Source organism: Paenibacillus sp. 01T443 (assembly GCF_056398325.1).
In genome coordinates, this window is record NZ_JBFTPE010000017.1 from 101,474 (window position 1) to 122,277 (window position 20,804).

A 20,804-nucleotide genomic window follows, 5' to 3' on the forward strand; every position below is an offset into this window, starting at 1 on the left:
GTTCGATATGTCCGACCGCGCATACGCGTTTTTCGAAGAGCAGCAGCAGGCGAGAGGTATTAATTTAGATGATGTGAAAGCAAGATTGAAAGCGCTCAAAATCGAGACGCCATCTTGGGGCTACGGGGACTCCGGTACTCGCTTTAAGGTGTTTCAAAAAGAAGGTGTTCCCCGCAATCCGTTCGAGAAGTTCGAGGATGCAGCGCAGGTGCACAACCTGACAGGTCTTGCTCCATCGGTAGCTATTCATATCCCATGGGATAAAGTTGAGGATTACAGCAAGCTTAGAAGCCATGCTGAGAATCTCGGGCTTTCCATTGGGGCGGTTAATCCGAACTTGTTCCAAGATGAGGAATACATGCTCGGAAGCGTAACGAATTCGGATGCTGCCGTACGCCGGAAAGCGACTGACCATTTGCTCGAATGCGTTGACATTGCCAAGGAAACAGGCTCACGCGATATTAGCTTGTGGTTCGCTGACGGAACAAATTACCCGGGCCAAGGGCATATCCGTAAGCGCAAGGCTTGGATGCAAGAGGCACTAACTGAAATGTACAATGCAATGACACCGCAAATGCGGATGCTCATTGAATATAAATGCTTTGAGCCAGCTTTCTACCACACAGATCTTGCGGACTGGGGCATGGCTTATAACCTCGCGCAAAAGCTTGGACCGCAAGCTGAAGTGCTGGTGGATACGGGCCATCACCTGCCGGGGGCAAATATCGAGCACATTGTGGCTTATTTGATTGATGAGAAACGCCTTGGCGGTTTCCATTTCAACAGCCGCAAATATGCGGATGATGATCTAATCGTAGGTTCCGTTAATCCATACGAGCTGTTCTTAATTTTCTATCAAATTTTAAGCGCGGCAGACGACTCGGATGCTGCTATCCGCAGCAATGTGGAGAATATCGCTTATATGATCGACCAATCGCATAATATCGAACAAAAAATTCCGGCAATGCTGCGTTCCGTACTAAATGTTCAAACACAATTCGCTAAGGCGCTTCTGATTAACCACGATGAAGTAAATGAAGCCGCTGAGCGCAATGATGTTCTCGGCGCAGAGGATGCCGTTCGCCGCGCATTTGAATTTGACGTAACGCCGCTGCTACACGCGATCCGTGAAGAGCAGGGCTTGCCGCTTGATCCGATGAAAGCATATCTCAGCAGCAGTTACGGCAAAGACATATTAGTGAGAGGCAAGGGCGGTGCCAGCTGGTGACGATTCTCGCTTTTGATCTCGGCGCGAGCAGCGGAAGAGCGCTGCTCGGCCGACTGAATAACGGCAAGATCGAGGTTGAGGAGCTGCACCGTTTCCCTAACGATCCGGTTCAGGTCGGAGATCGGCTGCAGTGGGATATTTTACGGCTGCTGCATGAGCTCAAGCAGGGGCTGCTTAAAGTAAAGCATCGCGAGATTAAGCTGGACAGCATCGCGATTGATTCCTGGGCAGTCGATTTCGGTTTGATCGGAAGCAACGGCGAGCTGCTTGGCAATCCTTATCATTACCGCGATCATCACACGGACGGCGTGATGGAGCAGGTTGTGGGTGAGCTGACGGCATCCGGTATTTTCGAGAAGACGGGCATTCAATTTCTTTCCTTCAATACGATTTATCAGCTGGCAGCTTTGAAGAAGGCGGATTCGCCCTTGCTAAGAGATGCGAAACATTTCCTAATGATTCCGGATTTACTCCGCTATTTCCTAACCGGTGAAATGTACAACGAGTTCTCGAATGCGACGACAACCCAGCTGTATAATCCAGTAACGGGCAGCTGGGATGAAGATCTGATCCGCGCAATCGGCATATCGCCAGACTTGTTCGGCAAGGTTGTTCAGCCTGGCGCAAGGGTTGGGAGCCTGCGAGCCTCTCTTTGCGAGGAGCTGTGTATTGAATCCATTCCTGTCTATGCAGCGGCGGAGCATGATACCGGATCAGCGGTTGCGGCGGTGCCTGCGCTAGACCGGTCTTTTGCGTACTTGAGCTGCGGCACTTGGTCGTTAATGGGTACGGAGGTTGAAGCTCCTGTTATCAATGAGCAAGCCCAGCAGCTGAATTTCACCAACGAAGGCGGCGTTTACGGCACTTATCGCCTGCTGAAGAACATTATGGGCTTATGGATCTTGCAGGAATGCAGACGGTCGTGGGAGCGTGCAGGAATTACGTATACCTTCCCCGAATTAGTAAAGCTAGCTGATGAGGCGGCTCCGTTCGCGGCATTCATCGATCCGGATGATCCTTTGTTTCTTCATCCTGGCGATATGCCGGCTCGAATAACGGAATATTGCTTACGTACGGGGCAAACGGCACCTTCGGATGCAGGAGCGATTGTTCGCTGTATTTTGGAGAGCTTAGCATTGAAATACCGTAATGTGCTTGAGCTAACCGAGCAATTGTCCGGCCAAACCTTTGGCGATCTGCATATGGTGGGCGGCGGCATTCAGAATACGCTGCTGTGCAAGTGGACGGCAAATGCAATCGGCAAGCCGGTATGGGCAGGCCCTGTCGAAGGAAGCGCGATCGGCAACATGGTCGTACAATGGATTGCCAGCGGTGAGCTTGCGGATATCTGGGAAGCGCGCAAGGCGATTCGGGAGTCCTTCCCGGTTGACGTTTACGAGCCTGAGCAAAAAGAAGCTTGGGAGCAGGCTTACGTATTATTTAAAGACAAGACAGGAATCGCTTAACGGGCGAATTCAAATATAAGTGTGAAAGAGGTACGCTATGCTGGCCCAGGAACGATACGACAAAATTGTACAGCTGGTTAATGAGAGAGGCAGCATCCGGGTGACGGAGCTGAGCGAGCTTTGTCAGGTGACCGAGGAAACGATCCGGCGTGATCTCGACCGCTTGGAGCAAGCCGGTCGTTTGCGCCGCTCCCATGGCGGTGCGGTTAGCGTGAAGGATCAGCAGCCGGAAATTCCTTATTTTGAGCGGGAGATTGCGCAAGCGGACGAGAAGAAGAGGATTGCTGAGGAAGCGATTAAGCTGATTCAGCCCAAAGATCGTATTCTGCTCGATGCTAGCACGACTGCGTGGTATATGGCGGCAAGCATGCCGGATATTCCGCTTACGGTGCTTACCAACTCGATTAAAGTAGCGATGGAGCTGAGCAGCAAGGAAAAGATCGAAGTGATCTCGACTGGCGGTATTTTAGCCTCGCGTTCTTTGTCCTATGTCGGTCCGTTAGCAGAGCGTTCCCTCGATGCGTATCATGTGGATAAGGCTTTCTTCTCGTGCAAGGGCGTTCATTTGGAGCGCGGCATCAGCGAGTCGAATGAGCTCCAAGCACGCATTAAGCACAAAATGGTCGGTATGGCAGATCAGGTGATTCTGCTCGCTGACTCCAGCAAGTTCGGCGTTCAAGCGTTTACGCATGTCGCTGATCTGAGCGATGTCAACACAATCATTACTGACGGACGCCTGTCACCCGAGCTGCTTACCCAGCTTAGTGACATGCAAATTACCGTGACAACGGTGTAGAGCATAGACGGCGCTGGCTTCAGCAGAAGCGCAGCGCCGTTATCCGTTGGCACATTAAGCGCAATAAAAAGCTTATCCAAACTAATCGATAGGAAACGTTGCACATCAGTTAGTAATTTTTTTTATTCAAACTTGTCTGACAACCTGATAAAATAAGCGTAAGAATTACGAGAGGGGTGCGGGTGTGAAGGTCTCATTATTTATTACTTGCTTGAGCGATGCGCTATATCCAAGGGTCGGTGAAGCGATGGTGCGCTTGCTCGCGAAGTATGGGGTTTCATTGGAGTTCCCTACGGTCCAAACCTGCTGCGGGCAGCCTGCATTTAACAGCGGCTATTGGAAGGAAGCGAGGGAATCCGCGAAAACGATTTTGGATGCTTTTGAGGACAGCGATTTTGTTATTTCACCATCCGGCTCCTGTACGGGAATGATTCATCATTATCCGAAGCTGTTTGAAGATGATCCGGTCATGCTGAAGCGCGCAAATAAGCTGCAGAGCAAATCATTTGAATTTACTCAGTTTTTGGTACAAGTGCTGGGCGTCACGGATGTAGGCGCGGCGTTTCCGCATAAAGTGACCTATCATCCATCCTGCCACGGAAGCAGGATTCTGGGCGTAAAGGATGAACCGCTCGCGCTCATTCAAAATGTGAAAGGGCTGGAGCTTGTACCGCTGCCTTTCGCAGAGGATTGCTGCGGCTTTGGCGGAACGTTCGCGGTCAAAATGGCCGATATCTCCGGTGCAATGGTGACAGAGAAGGTTGATCACGTTCTTGAGACGGAAGCAGAGGTATTAGTAGGGCTGGATATGGCATGCTTGCTTAATATTGCCGGCAATCTGCGCTATCGCAACGAGCCCGTTCGCGTCATGCATTTGGCAGAGCTTCTATACGAAGGGGTGAAATAAGCATGGCTGGTGCAAAAACAGAGGCTACCGTAAAAGCAAGAGCGGATCTCGCACTCAATGACGAATTTTTACGCAAAGCGGTGCGGTTTACAACCGAGCGGCTGCGCAATGGGAAGAAGAAAGCGACAGAAGAGCATGGCAATTGGGAGGAGTGGCGGGAACGCGGCAAGCAGATCCGTCTTCATACCATTGCGCACTTGGATTATTATTTGAACTTGTTTGTAAACAATGCGCGGGCGAACGGGGTGCATGTGCATTTTGCGAATACGACGGAGGAGGCCGTTAAGCTAACGCTTGATATTGCTGAGCATGCGGGCGCCAAATCAGTCGTAAAATCAAAATCGATGGTGTCCGAGGAGCTGCATCTCAATCAGGCGCTTGAATCCATCGGCGTAGAAGCGGTAGAAACCGACTTGGGTGAATATATTATTCAGCTTGCGGGAGAAATGCCTTCCCATATCGTTATTCCGGCTATTCACAAAAATCGTTACCAAATCGCCGACTTGCTCTCCAAAGAAGCGGGCTACACGCTTCCACCTGATACGACGGCCCTTGCGGGCTTTGTACGCAAGAAGCTGCGCGAGAAGTTCCTCGATGCTGAGATTGGCATGACCGGCTGCAACTTCGCGATTGCGGAGACCGGATCGATGGTTCTTTTTGAAAACGAAGGCAATGCACGCATGGTAAGCACGGTTCCAAAAACACAAATTACGCTGATGGGCATGGAGCGCATCATCCCTTCCTGGTCTGATCTCGAGGTGATGGCGACCTTGCTGCCTCGTTCGGCGACTGGCCAAAAGCTGACGATGTATATGTCTGGCATTACCGGGCCGCGCCGCTCCGAGGATGCAGACGGACCAGATGAAATGCATATCATCATCATCGACAACGGACGCTCGCTCCAGCTAGGCGACCCTGAATTTCAAGAGCTGCTGAATTGTATCCGCTGCGGCGCATGCTTAAATGCTTGCCCGGTTTATCGACATATTGGCGGCCATGCTTACGGCAGCACCTACAGCGGCCCGATTGGAGCCGTGTTGACGCCTTCTTTGAATAAAAATATTGCCGAATGGGATGATGTCGCTAACGCTTCCAGCTTATGCGGTGCATGTTATGAGGCTTGTCCGGTCAAAATACCGCTTCACGATATGCTCGTTTATTTGCGCAGACGCAAGGTGGAAAGCGGTAACGGCAGCAAAATGGAATCGATCGGCATGCAGGGCTTTGCCACTATTATGGGAAATTCCTCGCGTCTTGGCGGTATGCTGCGATTAGGGAAACTCGGTCAAAAGCTGGTCGTGCGCAGCGGAGTCATCAAGACAAAGCTTGGACCGCTTAAAGGCTGGAACACCTATCGCGTTACGCCTAGCCTGCCTAAGGAATCGTTCCGCGATCGCTGGGGGACGCTTGACCAAGAGCTGAAGCAAGGACTTAAGCAGATGGAGCCGTCCATGCAAAACCGGATGGAGGAGCTGGTGCGAAAGCGCGAGCTAGATGAGAAGCAAGGCAAAGGAGGACACGGTCATGGCTGATTCGCATAAGCAGTGGCTTGAGAAGCTTGAAGCGGAATCGAAAGCGAAGCAGGAACAGTTTATGAACGGCATAGCCGCTAAGCTGAGACATCCGAGAATGTACGATAAGCCGCAGCATCCGTTCCGCGGAGCGCCTGATTTCTGGAACGCGTTCGAATGGACGGAAGAGGAGCGAATCCAAGCCTTTACGGACAATTTCCTATCGGTAGGCGGTCATATAGCCCGTCTTCCATCGATGGAAGAGGCAAAGGCGTTTATCGTTCAAAAGGCGGAGGAGATGAGTGCCAAATATGTCATTCGCCAGAACCAGCCGGAACTGGATGCGCTAGCTTTGGAAGACTCTCTAACCGAGGCAAAGGTCTCGACGTGGAATACGGATGATGAGCAATATTGGCGAGCTCGCGCGGCTGAAGCGGATTTTGGCATCGTCGTTGCGGATCATGCCGTCGCGTATACAGGCTCAGTTACCGTATTATCGGCTCCGAATAAAGGGCGTTCGGTCAGTCTGCTGCCAACCGTACTCATAATCATTATCCCGATTGAACGATTGAAAACCAGACTCGGCGAGGTGCTCGTTACTTTTGATGAAGCAGGTAGAGAGCAGCTTCCGGCAGGCATTCACTTTATTTCCGGACCGAGCCGTTCCTCTGATATTGAGAATGATCTAACGATCGGCGTTCACGGTCCGGGAATCGTGTATGCGCTGCTAGTCGGGTAAACGCATGGGTAGAGAAGTATGACGGTGCGAAACGGGCTTTTTTCCGCATGAGGGCTAAGTCGGCCGTTGACGCTTAGGAGGTGACAGGCTATGCCGCCATTAGAAGTAGAGAAGCTGTCGAAACGAAATCATTACGAGGAAATTACCGAACAGGTTAAACGTCTTATTATAGAGGGCAAGCTGAAGGTGGGAGATAAGCTTCCCTCAACCAAGCAAATGTCCGAGCAATTCGGCGTTGGCCGCTCGACAACCCGGGAGGCGCTCAGCGCTCTTAAAGCGATGGGCTTGATCGAAATTCGCCAAGGCGGCGGCTGTCGCGTCATTCGCAGCGTTCCGGCGGATATGGAGCTGCCTGAGCTGGAGTCGCTTCGCATGAACCGTAACACGGTGCTAGAGCTGTTAGAGGCTCGTGAATCACTTGAAGTATCGAATGCGGCTATTGCAGCGGTTAAGCATACGGAGGCGGATAGTCATCAGCTCAGAGCTCTCATCGAGGAAATGAAGCGCAGCGCAGGCAATGAGGCGGAAGGTGAACGGCTGGATCTGCAATTCCATCTGACGCTCGCAAGGGCTACGCATAACTCGATCATGGTGCGTCTGTTTGAGTCGATCATGAATCATATCGAAACGGCGATCCACGATATTCGGCGGGTGGAGCTGTATGCAAGCACGGCTGTCGCGGAGCGCCTTTATAAGGAGCATTCTGCGATTTTCGAGGCGATTGTGCAGCGGGATTCAGAGCTCGCAGCGGAACGGATGAAGCAGCATTTGCAGCATATTGAGCGGATTGTCTTGAAACACTTGGGCGAAAGCTAAATTAGCGGCAGCTTTAAGGTGGCATCATAATAGAAGGCTGACACAGAAGGCTGGAAGCCCTAGGATGTCAGCCTTTTTGTATTCAGATCGAACCTTTGATTATTGCTGTGCCTTGATTAAATCCTCAAGCAATACTCCATTGATCCTCAACCCGTCGATATTGCAGTCACGAAGATCCAGGTTTGATAAATTACAATTTATAAACTGCGCGTTGCACAAATCGGATTGCTGGAAAACGACCGGTTTGTATACCCCGTCAGGGCTATAGTTATCAAATTCTTCACTTGGAAGCACTACATTTCGAAATTCGGTTCCGAATAAATGAATATGATCAAACACGGCATGGCTCAGATTCRCATTTTTAAGTTCCAAACCGGATAAATTAGCATTCGAAATGCTGATATGGGACATGTTGACATCATCCAAAACCATGCTGCTCATGTTGACGTTATGTATTTGCGTTTTGGCTAAATTGACATCGTCAAAAACCGAAGCTTCCGCGTTCACCTTATGAAATTTGGAGCCGGAAATATCGGCCATTTCTATTTCCAAACGTTTTCCATTCGCTTCCATCCGGGGCAATCTCCTCTGCATGTTTAATATATTCAGGAACAGCATCGCTACATCATCATTCTACCAAAAAATACCTACGGAAGCTTCTCTTATTTTTAGAAAATAAATAAGCCCGAACGCAGTATTCATCATGACAATGAGTACCGTATTCGGGCTTTCGAGTGCTATTTTTATTTTATCGTAGCTAAATACTTTTTAATAAATTCCTTTGCTTTATCAGGGTTTTTGCTATCAAGCCGGATGCCGATGATCATGCTCTCTTTATACAGAGGAACTTGATCAACGAGTGCGCTGTTGCTAAGATCGATACCGTACACATGCTCCTCGGTATCCTCATCGGTTTTCAGCTTTTTCGCGACGCCGTCCTTCATAAGAGGCTTAAGATCGCCGTTCACAGCATCATCAAGATTCAGTAGGACACCTTGCTTGCCCACCCATTCAAAAATACCCTTGTCCATAATATAGACATCCGGATTCTCGGTTGCTAAGACGAGTACGGCTTTTTGCATATAGGCATATTGTGCCTGCTCATCCGAGGGAACTAGAGTAACGCTTGTTACGAATCTCTTCCATTCGGGAAACGCTGTCAAAAGCGCGTTCTCAATCGGCTCTTCCTTAGGCGCATCCTCCTTCAGCATGTAATTGCCCATAAAGGAGACATTCAAGTCGACAGGCGGCAGATTAGCGAGCCGTTCCTGCTCCTCGCGATAATTCATGAAGCTGATAACCCCATAGATAATAAGTGCGACTGCTGCGATAGCCCCGAGCGTGTGGAATTTGTAATAGCGCCAAAAATGATCCATTTTTTGGGCTTGTCCAGCCATCTTTCTGTATTTGCCATACTCCTGCTCATTGAATGCATCGGTCAGCTTGCGATCCTCATACTCCAAAATAAGCCGGTACGCCTGCGTAATCTTTGCAAAAGAATCCTCCGAGCCTTCTGCGTTGTCCTTCAACTGCTGCGTTCTGGAGCGGGCTTGGCGCATAAGCGTCGTATAACGCTTCTCCACTTCCTCTTTGGCAGCAAGCTCTGGCAGCCCCATCGTTGCATAGGCTTGTTTTAACTCGTCCACTCGTGTCACCTCAATTAGTAAGTAGCTCCTATATGATTCCTATCTATTAGTATACGGAATTCCGCGGTTAACGCAAATTTTGACGTATTCTAGCGTTCATTTGTCGTATCCGGTTACACGCTGCCATTTGCGTCGGTAGACGAGCGGCATGTGTTCGCCGCCAGTCCTCGATTTGCAGCGGATCTGAATTTTGCACAATATAGCCGAATTATTGACTTCCTATTTTCGCATGTTTTGCTATTCTAGCAATAGGACAATAATCGTATAGGATGGTGCATTCATGACTATTTCGTTCAAATTTGATTTCGGAATCGGCAGCGCGCCGGCTTCCCCGTATATACAGGTGCTGCCCGGCTCGGTTTACAGCGAGGTTCCAGGCTATGGTTTTGAGTCGAATGAGCATGTCACCTCGCGTAACCGCGATGAGCAGGACCGCCTGAGAGGTGCATTCTGCATTCCGCTTGATACGGTGTTTAGGATTGATCTCCCGAGCGGCTTATACACGGTTACTGCCACAATGGGAGATGCGATCGCTCCGACTTCAACGACTTTAAAATATGGCGTTGGACGCATCGTGCTCAATAAGGCGGTTACTTCGGCTGGACAGTACGCGGTACACAGCTTCACGGTTAAAGTGACAGACGGCTGCCTGCGGCTTGCGTTCTCCGGCATTGCGCCGCGTATTAATGCGCTGCAGATTGATGAAGCCAAGCAAGCAACGACCATTTATTTGGCAGGCGATTCGACCGTGACCGATCAGGATACCTTTCCTTATGCGGGTTGGGGGCAGATGCTGCCGCTATATTTTAAGACGGATGTTGCGATTGACAACCATGCCAAGTCGGGCAGAAGCTCAAGAAGCTTCATTAATGAAGGGCGGCTGGCTGCTATATTGGAACAAATCAAGCCAGGCGATTATTTATGGATTCAATTTGGTCATAATGACGAGAAACCGGACGAGGAGCGGGCAACGGAGCCGTTTGGCAGCTATAAGGAGATGCTGGCTGTCTATGTGGAAGAAGCTAGAGCCCGCGGCGCAATCCCGGTGCTTATCACGCCGATGCATCGCCGCAAGTTTGACGGAGAAGGCCGGATTATCGATACGCATGGCGATTATTTGCTTGGAATGAAACAGCTTGCGGCAGAGCTGGACGTTCCGCTCATCGATTTGGCTGCCAAGAGCAAAGCTTTATATGAGCAGCTAGGCGATGAGCTCTCGAAGGCGTTGTTCATGTGGGCGTACCCGGGCGAATTTATTCATTTTCCAAACGGCGCGCAGGATGATACGCATTTCCAAGAGCTCGGCGGCATCCAAATTGCCGGTTTGGTTGCTGAAGGCGTACGGGAGCTCGGCTTGTCACCGCTTCAGTTATATTTAAGATAAGTCGAGCAGAAAAAAGAGACCAATCTGGTTTTACAGATCGGTCTCTTTTTTTGCTTTTCGCAGCATGCGGGATGGATGATTTAAAAGGTTACCATATCCTGCATCTCATAAGGGTAATCCATTTGTTTTTTTATGTTTTGCAGGTCCTGCTCACTGAGGAATAAGCGGTTGACGTAAAGAGCCAAATCGATGGAAGTGGCTACGCCGCCGCCGGTAATCACGTTGCCGTCCTTTACTATGCGGGCATGGACTACCTCCTGACAATAAGGCGTTAATAAATCATAAGCGTAAGGGTGCGTCGTTGCTTTTTTATTTTCCAAAAATCCGGCCGCGCCTAAAAGTAAGGAGCCTGTGCAAACGGAGATGAGATACTGCGCATCCTTTGCTTCTTTGATCCAATCCATAAAGGATTCATCATAGCGGAGCGCCCTCGTCCCAAACCCGCCCGGGATGAAGATAATATCGTATTCAGCTAACGCAGGTTTGATTTTATTTATTTTTATCGTCATGCCAAGCTCATCCGTAACCTCATCTTGAAGAGCGCAAATATCCCAGGTGAAATCTTTCGTCGCTTCGAAATACTTTAAGCGTGTTATCCCATCATAAAAGCCGACAAAATCCAAAAAAGTAACGCCATCAAATAAAATAAAAGCTATTTTCATCGCCGCGGCACCCACCTTTCATCCTGTAATAATATTACATTTATACGTCCTGGTATAGCATAATCATGAAAAAAACGTCAGAAGGCTCGATTCGTTGTAGAATTTGAACTACAATAGCAAAGAGTTATATTGCAGGTGAAAAGAGGAAGCAGAGATGTTTGATCCAACCGTATTCGAGAACTTAAAAGTAGCCTTTGAAAACCAGCTATACGATTTGGACACGCTCGATCGGAAGATTGATATTATTAATCGGATAGACCGTTTGGAGCTGGCCGTTATGTCACGGGAATTTGCGCTTCAATTCAAACTTGCGGAGCGCTTTGCCGTGTCGGCAGAAATTCAGCTTACGGCTTCGCTTAAGGAATTGGCAGCCGAAATTTTGGAGCTGAAAGGGGAGACGCCGTCATGTGCGCTGCGTTTGCGTTTCTATATGAAGATGCATGATATTGACGGGCAATGTAAGCAGGTCGAGCAAATCATGCAGCGGATATGGGAGCCAGATACGGTTCCTACACAGACGATCAGTTACGTATACGGCACAGAAACGCCGATCTATTCGAATGTAATCGAGCTAAGCTTTAACAGGAAAATTAGCGAGGACCAAATGGACGACATTCCCGAGCTGATTAAGCATATGCTGCAAACGTTAATGAAGCTGGAAGAGGCTGCGGGATAAGCAGACTTGGGGAAAATAAGATTTTCTTGATTTTCCCAGTAAAATACTGTCTGTATTCATATAACCAAAGCTATGCTATAGTACTTGAGAATAACCAACTAAAGAAGAAACTCCGGGGCTATGTCCATTGATGAGATTAGCAGCCGGGAGAGGTTCGCGAACTCCCTCTATAAAAAACTATGCGAAACGATTGTCCCGTCAGGTGACATCGTCGTTTTTGCGTTCGGCGTGAACCGGTTCGAGCCGCTTCGCGCTGTTTCTTTAGTTTTTTAGCCAGCGATGAAGGATGTCAGGCGATCTCGATCTTCTCAAACCAGAGAGGGAGATGCAGCATGAAAAAAGAAAAGGCGGTTGTCGTGTTTAGCGGCGGCCAAGACAGCACCACTTGCTTGTTCTGGGCAATGGAACGGTTCTCGGAGGTAGAGGCCGTTACGTTTAATTACGGGCAGCGGCACAAGCAGGAACTGGATTGCGCGGCGGATATTGCCAAGGAGCTCAATATTAAGCATCACGTTCTGGATATGTCCCTTCTTAATCAATTGGCGCCCAATGCGCTTACAAGAGATGATATCGCGATTGAGCATAAGGAAGGTGAGCTCCCGTCCACCTTTGTTGACGGACGAAATCTCTTATTTCTTACCTTTGCGTCTGTCCTTGCCAAGCAGCTTGGCGCGAAGCATATCGTGACGGGCGTATGTGAAACGGATTTTAGCGGATATCCGGATTGCAGGGATGTATTCGTGAAATCACTGAATGTGACACTAAATTTATCGATGGATTATCCATTTGTAATCGATACGCCGCTGATGTGGCTGAATAAAGCTGAAACTTGGGAGCTTGCAGATGAGCTTGGCGCTTTCGAATTTGTACGCTCGCGGACATTGACCTGCTACAACGGCGTTATAGCTGACGGCTGCGGGGAATGCCCAGCGTGCCAGCTTCGGAGAAAAGGACTGGATGATTATCTGGCCAAGCGCATACAGGGAGTACAATCATGATGCTGCAGCAGGTATATCCAGCAGCACAGCACCCGTATTGCTATGAGCTGAACAAAGATTTTCATTTTGCCGCGGCCCATTTCGTGCCGGCAGAGGAAGCGGGTAAATGCCAGCAGCTCCATGGGCATACGTATTACGCGAACGTAACGATTGCGGGCGATGAGCTTGATTCGGCAGGGTTTCTGGTCAACTTTGCGATTATTAAGCGGCTTATTCATGATCGGTTCGATCATTCGCTGCTCAATGACGACAAGGAGAGCTTCAGCGAGGAACAGTCCGATCGGTTTCCGACGACGGAAGTGGTGGCGCGTACGATTTCCGAAATCGTACAGCGGCATTTGGACGGCACGATGAATAAGCCTCAGTGTATTCAGGTTTATTTGCGGGAAACGCCGACGAGCTATTGCATTTACCGTCCGAAGAGAAAGGCGGGTAATGATGGCAGCTAACAAGCGGATTCCCGTTCTAGAAGTGTTCGGGCCAACCGTTCAAGGGGAAGGCATGGTCATTGGCCGCAAAACGATGTTCGTCCGCACCGCAGGCTGCGATTACAGCTGCTCCTGGTGCGATTCGGCATTTACGTGGGATGGCAGTGCCAAAGCAGATATACGCATGCTGACGGCAAATGAAATTATAGAGCAATTGAAGCATACCGGAGGGGACGTCTTTGAGCATGTGACGATTTCCGGCGGAAATCCTGCTTTGCTGCCGCAGCTGAACGTTTTGATTGATGCGCTCCATGAGCAGGGGATTAGCGTTGCACTGGAGACGCAGGGCAGCCGCTGGCAGGATTGGTTTTGGTCGATCGATGAGCTGACCTTGTCGCCAAAGCCGCCAAGCTCAGGGATGCACACGGATTGGGCGATGCTCGATGACATTGTATCCAAGCTAACAGCGGGAAAAACTAGCTTTTCTTTGAAAACAGTCATATTTGACGAAGCGGATCTCGAATACGCAACCACTGTCCATCAGCGTTACCCGCTGGTCCCTTTTTATTTGCAAGCAGGGAACGGCCAGCTGCAGGAAACGGAACCCGTTCGGATGCTTCCATATTTGTTAGAGCGTTATGAATGGCTGATCGAACAGGTGATGGGAAATGCGGAGCTGAAGCGGGTCCATGTGCTCCCTCAGCTGCATACCTGGGTATGGGGCAATAAGAAGGGCGTTTAATCTAAATAAGCAGGAAGGGCGGAAGGGATCATGGAAGGAAGAAGCAAGGAGGAGCTGAGCGGCGTAACGCTGCTAGGCAACCAAGGAACACAATACGCGTTCAATTATACCCCGGATATTTTGGAGGCGTTTGATAATAAACATCCGAACCGGGATTATTTCGTTAAGTTTAATTGTCCGGAATTTACGAGCCTTTGTCCGATGACGGGGCAGCCGGATTTTGCGACGATCTACATCTCCTATATTCCGGATCACAAAATGGTAGAGAGCAAGTCGTTGAAGCTGTACCTGTTCAGCTTCCGCAACCACGGTGATTTTCACGAGGATTGCATGAACATCATTATGAATGATTTGATCGCGCTTATGAATCCAAAATACATTGAAGTATGGGGTAAATTCACGCCGCGCGGCGGCATCTCCATTGATCCGTATTGCAACTGGGGCAAACCAGGCACCAAATATGAGCAAATGGCAGAGCATCGCCTCATGAATCATGACTTATACCCGGAAAAAGTGGATAATCGCTAGCTATAGGCTCTTCTTGCCAGCCTAAAGTCCAGTGTCATGTCCTTCCCGAAGTCCATTTCATTCGGAATGAAATCACCTATACTTATTTTTATTAAAGAAAAAGAGCAGGTGAGCAAATGAGTGGGCATTCGATGATTCGAAACGTGTTATGTATGTCAGTATTGCTTTTTACGATTGCCGCGGCGTTGTCGAGTTATGGCGTGGTGCCAGAACGTGTGTATGCAGCTGAGGATGAGTCGGAGCAAGCTAAGTATGTCCAAATAGATCGATTCATTGAATCTTCGATTGAGAAATACGGAGATGACGGTTCAATCACGCGACTTCGCTAATAAAAAATGGACGCCGCTTTCCAAGTAGGGAAGCGGCGTCTGCTATGTTTATGGGGATTACGCGTTTCGTGAGCTCGTAAGATGGCTTCGATAGGCAAAATGATTCGTAGGCCCATGCCCGTCACCGAAGCCCAGCTGATCTTCGATGGCTGCTTGTATAAAGGCTTTGGCGGTCCTAATCGCCTCGGGCACTGATTTGCCTTGCGCAATCTCGGCGGTTACCGCCGCAGAGAAGGTGCAGCCGGTCCCATGAGTATGGCGGGTATCGATGCGTTTGCTCTCTAAATAGACGAATCGGTCTCCGTCAAAAAGCAGGTCAACGAGCCGCTCGTTAGCGGAGCTGTGACCGCCCTTGATGACAACATTTCGGGAGCCCATTTGAAACAAAATCTTGGCGGCTTCCTCACGGTCGCTGAGTGTTCTTATCGGCATTTTGGCGAGCAGCTCTGCTTCCGGAATGTTAGGCGTTGTCACAAGCGCGAGCGGCAGCAAATGCTTAATCAGCGTTCGAACGGCTTCCTGCTGAAGCAGCGGGGAGCCGCCTTTAGCTACCATAACAGGATCGATGATCAAGTTTTGCCAACCGTAATGCTTGATTTTGGCGGCCACGATCTCGATGATCTCACTGCTGAACAGCATGCCTGTCTTAAGAGCTGAGGGCGTAAGGTCTTCGCCAATGGAATCAAGCTGCCTTCGAATGGCTGCGGCCTCCATCGGATAAACGCCCTGAACGCCAAGCGTATTCTGGGCAGTAACAGCGGTAATGACGGACATCCCATACGTACCGAGCTCCTGAAAGGTTTTTAGATCGGCTTGGATGCCTGCGCCGCCGCCGCTGTCCGAGCCTGCAATCGTTAGCGCTTTATATCGTTTCATCGACTCATCTCCTCGTTTATAAGTTTGAAAATGCATCCTCAGCCTTTATGTCTGGCGGCAGCAGCTCATTCGCGCTTAACCAATTCTTGACATTGGCCCACGAAGCGGGATCCTGGTATCCGAACGCCTGATCTCCCGCATCCATAAGCGGCAGCAGGATGTCCAAGCTCTTCGTTTCAATTTCTTTATCGAGCGGAGACGTTTGGTCTTCATGCTCGAACAAGATGGCCAGCGCTTGCTCGGTATGCTCGGAAACGTATTGCTGTCCTTCAGTTATCGCGGCTAGAAATTTTTGGAACAGCGCTTGCTTTTCGCTAAGTCCTTGATCGCTGGCAACGAGCACAAGCTCGTAATAATCAGGCACGCCGAAATCAGTAGGGTTGATTGCCGTCATGACATGACCTTCCTTGGCCAGCAGCAATTGCTCATGATTGATGAATCCGCCTATGATGGCATCCACATTATTCGTGGCAATAGCCGGAATGAAGTCAAAGCCTACATCGATCATATCGACATTCTGCGGATCTCCGCCATCCTGTTTGATCATTGTGCGCATCATGGCTTCGTATAGCGGAATGGAGGAATAGCCGACTTTTTTGCCGACCAGATCCTTGGGCGATTTGATTTCTCCGCCTTCCGGAACCATGAGATGATTGAGCGGATGCCGGACGATTGCAGCGATCGATTTTACGGGAATATCCTCGCCGCGAGCCATTAACACCTGCGGCTGGTAGCTGAGGGCCAAATCGATTTTACCGGCCGCTACGAGCTTCAACGCATCGTTTGTATCAGCAGGCATCTGAATATCCACCTCAAGCCCTTGCTGCTCGAAATAACCGTTCTTCTGTGCGGCATATAGGAAGGAATGAACGGCATTCGGGTACCAGTCGAGCATAATGCTGATTTTCTCGAGCTTCGTTTCAGCAGCGGGGGCGGGAGACGCAGAGGTTTCCTTATTGTTTGTGGCAGCCTCGCCACCGCAGCCGCAGATGAACAACAGTGCCGCCAATAATAGCGGAGCCGCCGCTTTCAATTTTGTTATTGCGATCATTTCTTTTTTCCTCTTTTCTTTAATATCGATTTTTCCAAAAGCACGATGGCAGCAAATAAAATGATGCCGATCAGGGATAACAGGAAAACGGCTGCGAACATCGAGTCGGCGTTCAAATTGCCCGACATTCTGCGGSTGTAATAGCCAAGTCCTTCATAGCCGCCAAGCCACTCGCCTATCGTAGCGCCAACGACGCAATAGACGATCGACAGCTTCAGTCCCGAGAAAAAAGAGGGCAGTGCGATCGGGATCTGTATTTTGCGGAAAATATCCCAGCGCGTCGCGCCCATCGTCAGCAGCAATTCCCGGTATTCTCTGTCGCCTTTCCTAAGCCCATCATACGTGCTGACAACGATTGGGAAGAAGGCCGTTAAGAAAACGACGGCGACCTTGCTCCAAACCGTGTAGCCGAACCACATGATGAAAATCGGAGACAGAGCGATGAGCGGAATCGTCTGGCTGATGACAATGAACGGATACAACGCCTTCTCCAGCGTTCGGAACGCATGCATGCCTGAAGCTAGGAGGATGCCGCCAAAGACCGATAAGAGAAATCCTAACGCGACTTCCCGCAGCGTAGCGAGCATATGCCGACCGAGCAGAAGCTTGCTGTCGTCGATCAATGCACCGCCGATGGAGGTCGGAGAAGGAAGGATGAAGGCAGGTACCAAGCCTAGGTGTACAACCAATTGCCAAGCCATGAGCAGGCTGGCGAGCAGCAGGATAAATAGGCCGTAATCGCTAAGCCATTTTTTAAAAAGCGGTTTGCGCATGCAGCCTTCGCTCCAAATCTTGTCGCAGCATTACGAATTCCGGCTCGTAATTTTGCTCATAATGTCTTGGTCTCGGCAGCTTGACGATGATTTCCTGAACACCATGCGGTTCATTCTCGGAAAGTAAATAAATGCGATCACTGAGCAATATAGCTTCCTCTAGATCATGCGTAATGAAGAGGACTGTCTTTTGCAGACTGCCCCAAAGCTCAAGCAGCCACTTATGCATGCCGCGTTTGGTCATGGCATCCAGCGCACCGAAAGGCTCATCGAGCAGCAGCAGTTCTTGACCGGTCACGAGGGTCCGCAGGAAAGCAACCCGCTGCCGCATGCCTCCGGACAGCTCGCCCGGATAAGCTTGTTCATAGCCTGCGAGTCCGAAGTGATCCAGCAGCTCCGTGATGCGGGTGATGCTGATCGGCTGCTTCCCCCGTGCCAGCTCAAGCGGAAGCAGGCAATTCTCAAGTACGGTCCTCCATGGAAGAAGCAGATCCTGCTGCGGCATATAGGCGATCTTGCCCAGCCGATCCGGCGCAGGCTTGCCATGCAGCCTGATTTCTCCATGCCTTGGCTGCAGCAATCCGGCAACGAGCTTGAAGAGGGTGCTCTTGCCTGATCCGCTCGCGCCGATAATCGATACAAATTCCCCCGGATAGGCTTCTAATGACAAATGGGATAAGATCGGTTTCTTTGAGGTTGAAGTGAACGAGTAGCTTAATTGATGAAGCGATAATATCGCGGTAATACGCATCCCCCCCCGTAAACAAATAAAGACCCACCCATTTCCGAAGGAAAATGAGCGGGTCTGACGTTCAACAAGGCTTGCGCGCATGAATGAATGCTTCTGCTCCACTTCCCTCCGCTGGAATGATCCAGATCAGGTTCCAAGGGTCCGGAGCATGTGCTCCATCTCAGCCGTTAGACTCCCCTAGTGAATTAATTAGGTCGATATTCAATTTGTATTTTTTCTACTATAGCATACACTGGAGAGATGTAAACCATAATTATCCGAAAAGGCGTTGAATAAAATGAAAAATTTACTCGTTACAGGCTATCGCGCCCATGAGCTTAATATTTTTAGCCAAAAGCATGAGGGCATCGTTTATATTAAAAAAGCGCTGATGGGCAAGCTGGTTCCCCTTATTGATGACGGTCTGGAATGGGTGATTACGCCCGGCCAGTATGGGGTCGATTTGTGGGCTTGCGAGGTGGTGATCGCACTCAAGGACATCTATCCTCATTTGAGGCTTTCTATCATTTCAGCTTATAGCAATCCGGAAGAGAAGTGGAAGGACGATAAAAAGGAATTTTATCAGCAGGTTTTAAAAGGAGTCGATTATTACGCGTCGGTCAGCAACCAGCCCTACAATGGCATATGGCAGTTTACAGCGAGGGACGAGCTTCTGTTCCGCAAAACGGACGGCATTTTGCTCGTTTACGATGAGGATGCGGGCGAGGGCAGCCCGAAGTTTTTTAAAGAAAAAGCATTAAAGAAGCAGCAGGCAGAGGGCTACGGCTATATCAGCATCAGCTCAGAGGACATTCAAAGCATCGCAGACGATGACAATTTGTATTCGGAGAACTGAATATATTCATTGACACTTATGTTTTTCTGTTGGTATACTATGGAACATTACCTATTCCCGATTAAATCCATCGGAATTATAAAAACACGGAGGTCATGTTCATGAGAAAAACACAAGTTTCCTACACGAAACTGCTGGCAGCACTCCTCTTGTCCTTTTCTATTCTTGTTGCGCAATCCACTGCCTTTGCGGCATCGGCAGCTGCGGCAGCACCGGCTTTAGCTTCACAAGAAGACGGCGCAGCGCAGTACAAACAGTTTTTAAAGGAGAAATTTGATGTCAGCTTATCCGGCAAAGTGACGAAAGGCGAGTTCATTGAAGCAGTGGCGGACATTCTTGGTTATGAGCCCTCAGGCAAAGAGGTAACATTTTCTGATGTGCAGCCTGGCAGCGAGCTGTATGCACCGGCTGCAGCATTGTATGAAAAAGGAATTTTATCCGGACCGTCTATTCAAGGCGAGCAAGTGCTTACGAATGCCGTAGCGATTGCGATCGCTGTGAGGGCGGCAGACCTGAAGGAGCTTGCGTATACATACCCCGCCGCAAAGGTGAATAAAGCATTAACGAAGCTAAATGTAAAAAGCAGCGCGCTTGGCACGAAAGGCGCGCAAGAGGTGGCAGCCGCAGTGGACACAGGGCTGTTGTCCGCTGATTTATATTCCGGCTTTAAGCCAAAAAATGCAGCCACCGAGCAATTGATCCATACGCTGCTCGGCAAAGTGTTAATTACGAAAGGTTTGTACAAAAAGTATCTCGGTTATGTGAACGACAGCGATATTTATGCGAAGCTGAACACGGCATACGAGACTTCCGATATCATCAACGCTCCAAAGCTGCAAACGATTGTCAACACTGCGCTGAAGCAGGATTTAATTACGGGTTACAATATCAAAGACTCCCGTTTCGATGCTAATTTCATTGACTCCCTGTCCCTTATCTACGGGCATTCCGATTTTAACCATGCAATTCAGCTTATCGGCCTGCTCCGCAGCGAAGGCTTGAACGCCAAGGTGCAATTCGAGCCAAAGACTTCCGCATTTATCTTTTTAGCTGAATGGGGTACGCCAGGACCAAACGTTGTGCAAATTGAAAACGGCAATTTCATTAATTATGATAAAGAATATGACCTTGAATTTGAATTTGCGAATGCGGCAGATAAAGAAGCTTTCCAAAACGTGATTTTGACGTATGCGAAAAAAAATGAAGAGGACCAAGCGGGTCTGATTACCGCATCCTGGTGGCAGCCGCTTTACTATTCGCAAACCGAGCTGAAGGATTATGAAATCATTACGAATAACTTCATTACAGATCCAGACAGTCCTTATACCGTTAATCCTTTCTCGCTGAATGAGGATTCCGCCAAGGTAGTGGCAGGGTTTAAAGCGATTGATCCAAATGTGGTGGTTACGCCGAAGCAATTCTGGGTCGATAAGCCATTCTACAGATATTTGAATGGTGAAGCGGCTTAATTGAACGCATTTTAAAATATTGATAAACAGCCCCGGCCGATATTTGAACTGTGACCTTATTTGTGGACAGTTGAGAAAACAGCCTAGAGCTTAGCTAGCAAGGAGATGACCTCTGAATTCGTCGGGGGTCATCTTTTTTAATGTCCACTGATACCGCTCGGAGTTGTAGTAGGTTACGTAATCAGCGACACGT

At 49.4% G+C, this 20,804-nt stretch carries 24 protein-coding genes and 2 riboswitches; of the genes, 16 read left to right on the forward strand and 8 right to left on the reverse strand.

From position 1 onward, the window contains the following. Nucleotides 1-7: 7 nt before the first annotated feature. The 7 genes from rhaI (at nucleotide 8) to AC1DLI_RS26080 (ending at nucleotide 7,463) form a co-directional block, all read left to right on the forward strand. A complete protein-coding gene (rhaI, locus tag AC1DLI_RS26050) occupies nucleotides 8-1,228 on the forward strand; it encodes an L-rhamnose isomerase (RefSeq protein ID WP_477607374.1) in 1,221 nt (406 codons plus the stop codon). Further along, on the forward strand, nucleotides 1,225-2,694 hold the full coding sequence (locus tag AC1DLI_RS26055) for a rhamnulokinase (RefSeq protein WP_477607375.1): 1,470 nt from the start codon (nucleotides 1,225-1,227) through the stop codon (nucleotides 2,692-2,694). Before rhaI ends, AC1DLI_RS26055 begins: the two co-directional genes overlap by 4 nt. A 37-nt stretch (nucleotides 2,695-2,731) precedes the next feature. Beyond that, a complete protein-coding gene (locus AC1DLI_RS26060) occupies nucleotides 2,732-3,490 on the forward strand; it encodes a DeoR/GlpR family DNA-binding transcription regulator (RefSeq protein ID WP_477607376.1) in 759 nt (252 codons plus the stop codon). A gap of 184 nt (nucleotides 3,491-3,674) precedes the next feature. Beyond that, nucleotides 3,675-4,397 (forward strand): (Fe-S)-binding protein, encoded by a 723-nt coding sequence (locus tag AC1DLI_RS26065; protein ID WP_364149485.1) that lies wholly within the window; start codon nucleotides 3,675-3,677, stop codon nucleotides 4,395-4,397. A gap of 2 nt (nucleotides 4,398-4,399) precedes the next feature. After that, the gene (locus AC1DLI_RS26070; protein ID WP_477607377.1) at nucleotides 4,400-5,929 is read left to right on the forward strand and encodes a LutB/LldF family L-lactate oxidation iron-sulfur protein; all 1,530 of its coding nucleotides are present in this window, start codon (nucleotides 4,400-4,402) and stop codon (nucleotides 5,927-5,929) included. Next, nucleotides 5,922-6,647, forward strand: a complete 726-nt coding sequence (locus AC1DLI_RS26075) for a LutC/YkgG family protein (protein ID WP_477607378.1) — start codon at nucleotides 5,922-5,924, stop codon at nucleotides 6,645-6,647. The genes AC1DLI_RS26070 and AC1DLI_RS26075 overlap by 8 nt, the downstream gene beginning before the upstream one ends. A gap of 90 nt (nucleotides 6,648-6,737) precedes the next feature. Beyond that, on the forward strand, nucleotides 6,738-7,463 hold the full coding sequence (locus tag AC1DLI_RS26080; RefSeq protein WP_477607379.1) for a FadR/GntR family transcriptional regulator: 726 nt from the start codon (nucleotides 6,738-6,740) through the stop codon (nucleotides 7,461-7,463). A gap of 99 nt (nucleotides 7,464-7,562) precedes the next feature. Here the strand turns inward: AC1DLI_RS26080 and AC1DLI_RS26085 are convergent, their stop codons facing one another. Next, nucleotides 7,563-8,036, reverse strand: a complete 474-nt coding sequence (locus AC1DLI_RS26085; protein ID WP_477607380.1) for a pentapeptide repeat-containing protein — start codon at nucleotides 8,034-8,036, stop codon at nucleotides 7,563-7,565. A gap of 170 nt (nucleotides 8,037-8,206) precedes the next feature. Next, entirely contained in the window at nucleotides 8,207-9,109 is a 903-nt protein-coding gene (locus tag AC1DLI_RS26090; protein WP_477607381.1) for a J domain-containing protein, read from the reverse strand. A gap of 280 nt (nucleotides 9,110-9,389) precedes the next feature. Between AC1DLI_RS26090 and AC1DLI_RS26095 the strand changes: the two genes are divergently transcribed. Further along, nucleotides 9,390-10,493: a rhamnogalacturonan acetylesterase gene (locus tag AC1DLI_RS26095; protein WP_477607382.1), complete on the forward strand. Its 1,104-nt coding sequence runs from the start codon at nucleotides 9,390-9,392 to the stop codon at nucleotides 10,491-10,493. Nucleotides 10,494-10,573: 80 nt separating this feature from the next. Here AC1DLI_RS26095 and AC1DLI_RS26100 read toward each other — a convergent pair whose 3' ends face one another. After that, the gene (locus AC1DLI_RS26100) at nucleotides 10,574-11,155 is read right to left on the reverse strand and encodes a DJ-1/PfpI family protein (RefSeq protein ID WP_477607383.1); all 582 of its coding nucleotides are present in this window, start codon (nucleotides 11,153-11,155) and stop codon (nucleotides 10,574-10,576) included. Between the two features lie 154 nt (nucleotides 11,156-11,309). On the opposite strand from AC1DLI_RS26100, the gene AC1DLI_RS26105 reads away from it, so the two are divergent. The 6 genes from AC1DLI_RS26105 to AC1DLI_RS26130 all read left to right on the forward strand — a co-directional run bounded on the left by AC1DLI_RS26105 (nucleotide 11,310) and on the right by AC1DLI_RS26130 (nucleotide 14,856). Further along, complete coding sequence (locus AC1DLI_RS26105; RefSeq protein ID WP_477607384.1) at nucleotides 11,310-11,831, forward strand: hypothetical protein; 522 nt, start codon at nucleotides 11,310-11,312, stop codon at nucleotides 11,829-11,831. Between the two features lie 143 nt (nucleotides 11,832-11,974). Then, nucleotides 11,975-12,018: riboswitch (PreQ1 riboswitch) on the forward strand. Between the two features lie 145 nt (nucleotides 12,019-12,163). After that, a complete protein-coding gene (gene queC, locus AC1DLI_RS26110; RefSeq protein ID WP_477607385.1) occupies nucleotides 12,164-12,829 on the forward strand; it encodes a 7-cyano-7-deazaguanine synthase QueC in 666 nt (221 codons plus the stop codon). Then, on the forward strand, nucleotides 12,829-13,278 hold the full coding sequence (gene queD / locus AC1DLI_RS26115) for a 6-carboxytetrahydropterin synthase QueD (protein WP_477607400.1): 450 nt from the start codon (nucleotides 12,829-12,831) through the stop codon (nucleotides 13,276-13,278). The genes queC and queD overlap by 1 nt, the downstream gene beginning before the upstream one ends. Continuing rightward, entirely contained in the window at nucleotides 13,268-13,999 is a 732-nt protein-coding gene (gene queE / locus AC1DLI_RS26120; RefSeq protein WP_477607386.1) for a 7-carboxy-7-deazaguanine synthase QueE, read from the forward strand. The genes queD and queE overlap by 11 nt, the downstream gene beginning before the upstream one ends. A 30-nt stretch (nucleotides 14,000-14,029) precedes the next feature. After that, entirely contained in the window at nucleotides 14,030-14,527 is a 498-nt protein-coding gene (queF, locus tag AC1DLI_RS26125; RefSeq protein ID WP_477607387.1) for a preQ(1) synthase, read from the forward strand. Between the two features lie 116 nt (nucleotides 14,528-14,643). Beyond that, the gene (locus tag AC1DLI_RS26130; protein ID WP_477607388.1) at nucleotides 14,644-14,856 is read left to right on the forward strand and encodes a hypothetical protein; all 213 of its coding nucleotides are present in this window, start codon (nucleotides 14,644-14,646) and stop codon (nucleotides 14,854-14,856) included. A gap of 57 nt (nucleotides 14,857-14,913) precedes the next feature. Here the strand turns inward: AC1DLI_RS26130 and thiD are convergent, their stop codons facing one another. From thiD to AC1DLI_RS26150, 4 genes are read right to left on the reverse strand one after another with little or no spacing between them, the layout of a single operon-like run. After that, the gene (gene thiD / locus AC1DLI_RS26135; RefSeq protein ID WP_477607389.1) at nucleotides 14,914-15,732 is read right to left on the reverse strand and encodes a bifunctional hydroxymethylpyrimidine kinase/phosphomethylpyrimidine kinase; all 819 of its coding nucleotides are present in this window, start codon (nucleotides 15,730-15,732) and stop codon (nucleotides 14,914-14,916) included. Between the two features lie 16 nt (nucleotides 15,733-15,748). Further along, the gene (locus AC1DLI_RS26140; protein WP_477607390.1) at nucleotides 15,749-16,783 is read right to left on the reverse strand and encodes an ABC transporter substrate-binding protein; all 1,035 of its coding nucleotides are present in this window, start codon (nucleotides 16,781-16,783) and stop codon (nucleotides 15,749-15,751) included. Then, entirely contained in the window at nucleotides 16,780-17,556 is a 777-nt protein-coding gene (locus tag AC1DLI_RS26145) for an ABC transporter permease (RefSeq protein WP_477607391.1), read from the reverse strand. The genes AC1DLI_RS26140 and AC1DLI_RS26145 overlap by 4 nt, the downstream gene beginning before the upstream one ends. After that, entirely contained in the window at nucleotides 17,537-18,307 is a 771-nt protein-coding gene (locus AC1DLI_RS26150; RefSeq protein WP_477607392.1) for an ABC transporter ATP-binding protein, read from the reverse strand. The genes AC1DLI_RS26145 and AC1DLI_RS26150 overlap by 20 nt, the downstream gene beginning before the upstream one ends. A gap of 86 nt (nucleotides 18,308-18,393) precedes the next feature. Continuing rightward, nucleotides 18,394-18,496: riboswitch (TPP riboswitch) on the reverse strand. An 88-nt stretch (nucleotides 18,497-18,584) separates the two neighbouring features. Between AC1DLI_RS26150 and AC1DLI_RS26155 the strand changes: the two genes are divergently transcribed. Both AC1DLI_RS26155 and AC1DLI_RS26160 read left to right on the forward strand, forming a co-directional pair. Further along, nucleotides 18,585-19,142, forward strand: a complete 558-nt coding sequence (locus AC1DLI_RS26155) for an SLOG family protein (protein WP_477607393.1) — start codon at nucleotides 18,585-18,587, stop codon at nucleotides 19,140-19,142. 101 nt (nucleotides 19,143-19,243) lie between these two features. After that, nucleotides 19,244-20,611 carry a hypothetical protein gene (locus AC1DLI_RS26160; protein WP_477607394.1) on the forward strand — a complete coding sequence of 456 codons (1,368 nt, stop codon included), beginning with the start codon at nucleotides 19,244-19,246 and terminating at the stop codon, nucleotides 20,609-20,611. 90 nt (nucleotides 20,612-20,701) lie between these two features. On the opposite strand, the gene AC1DLI_RS26165 is transcribed toward AC1DLI_RS26160, so the two are convergent. Then, on the reverse strand, nucleotides 20,702-20,804 hold a 103-nt coding region (locus tag AC1DLI_RS26165), incomplete at its 5' end, for an IS3 family transposase (RefSeq protein WP_477607401.1).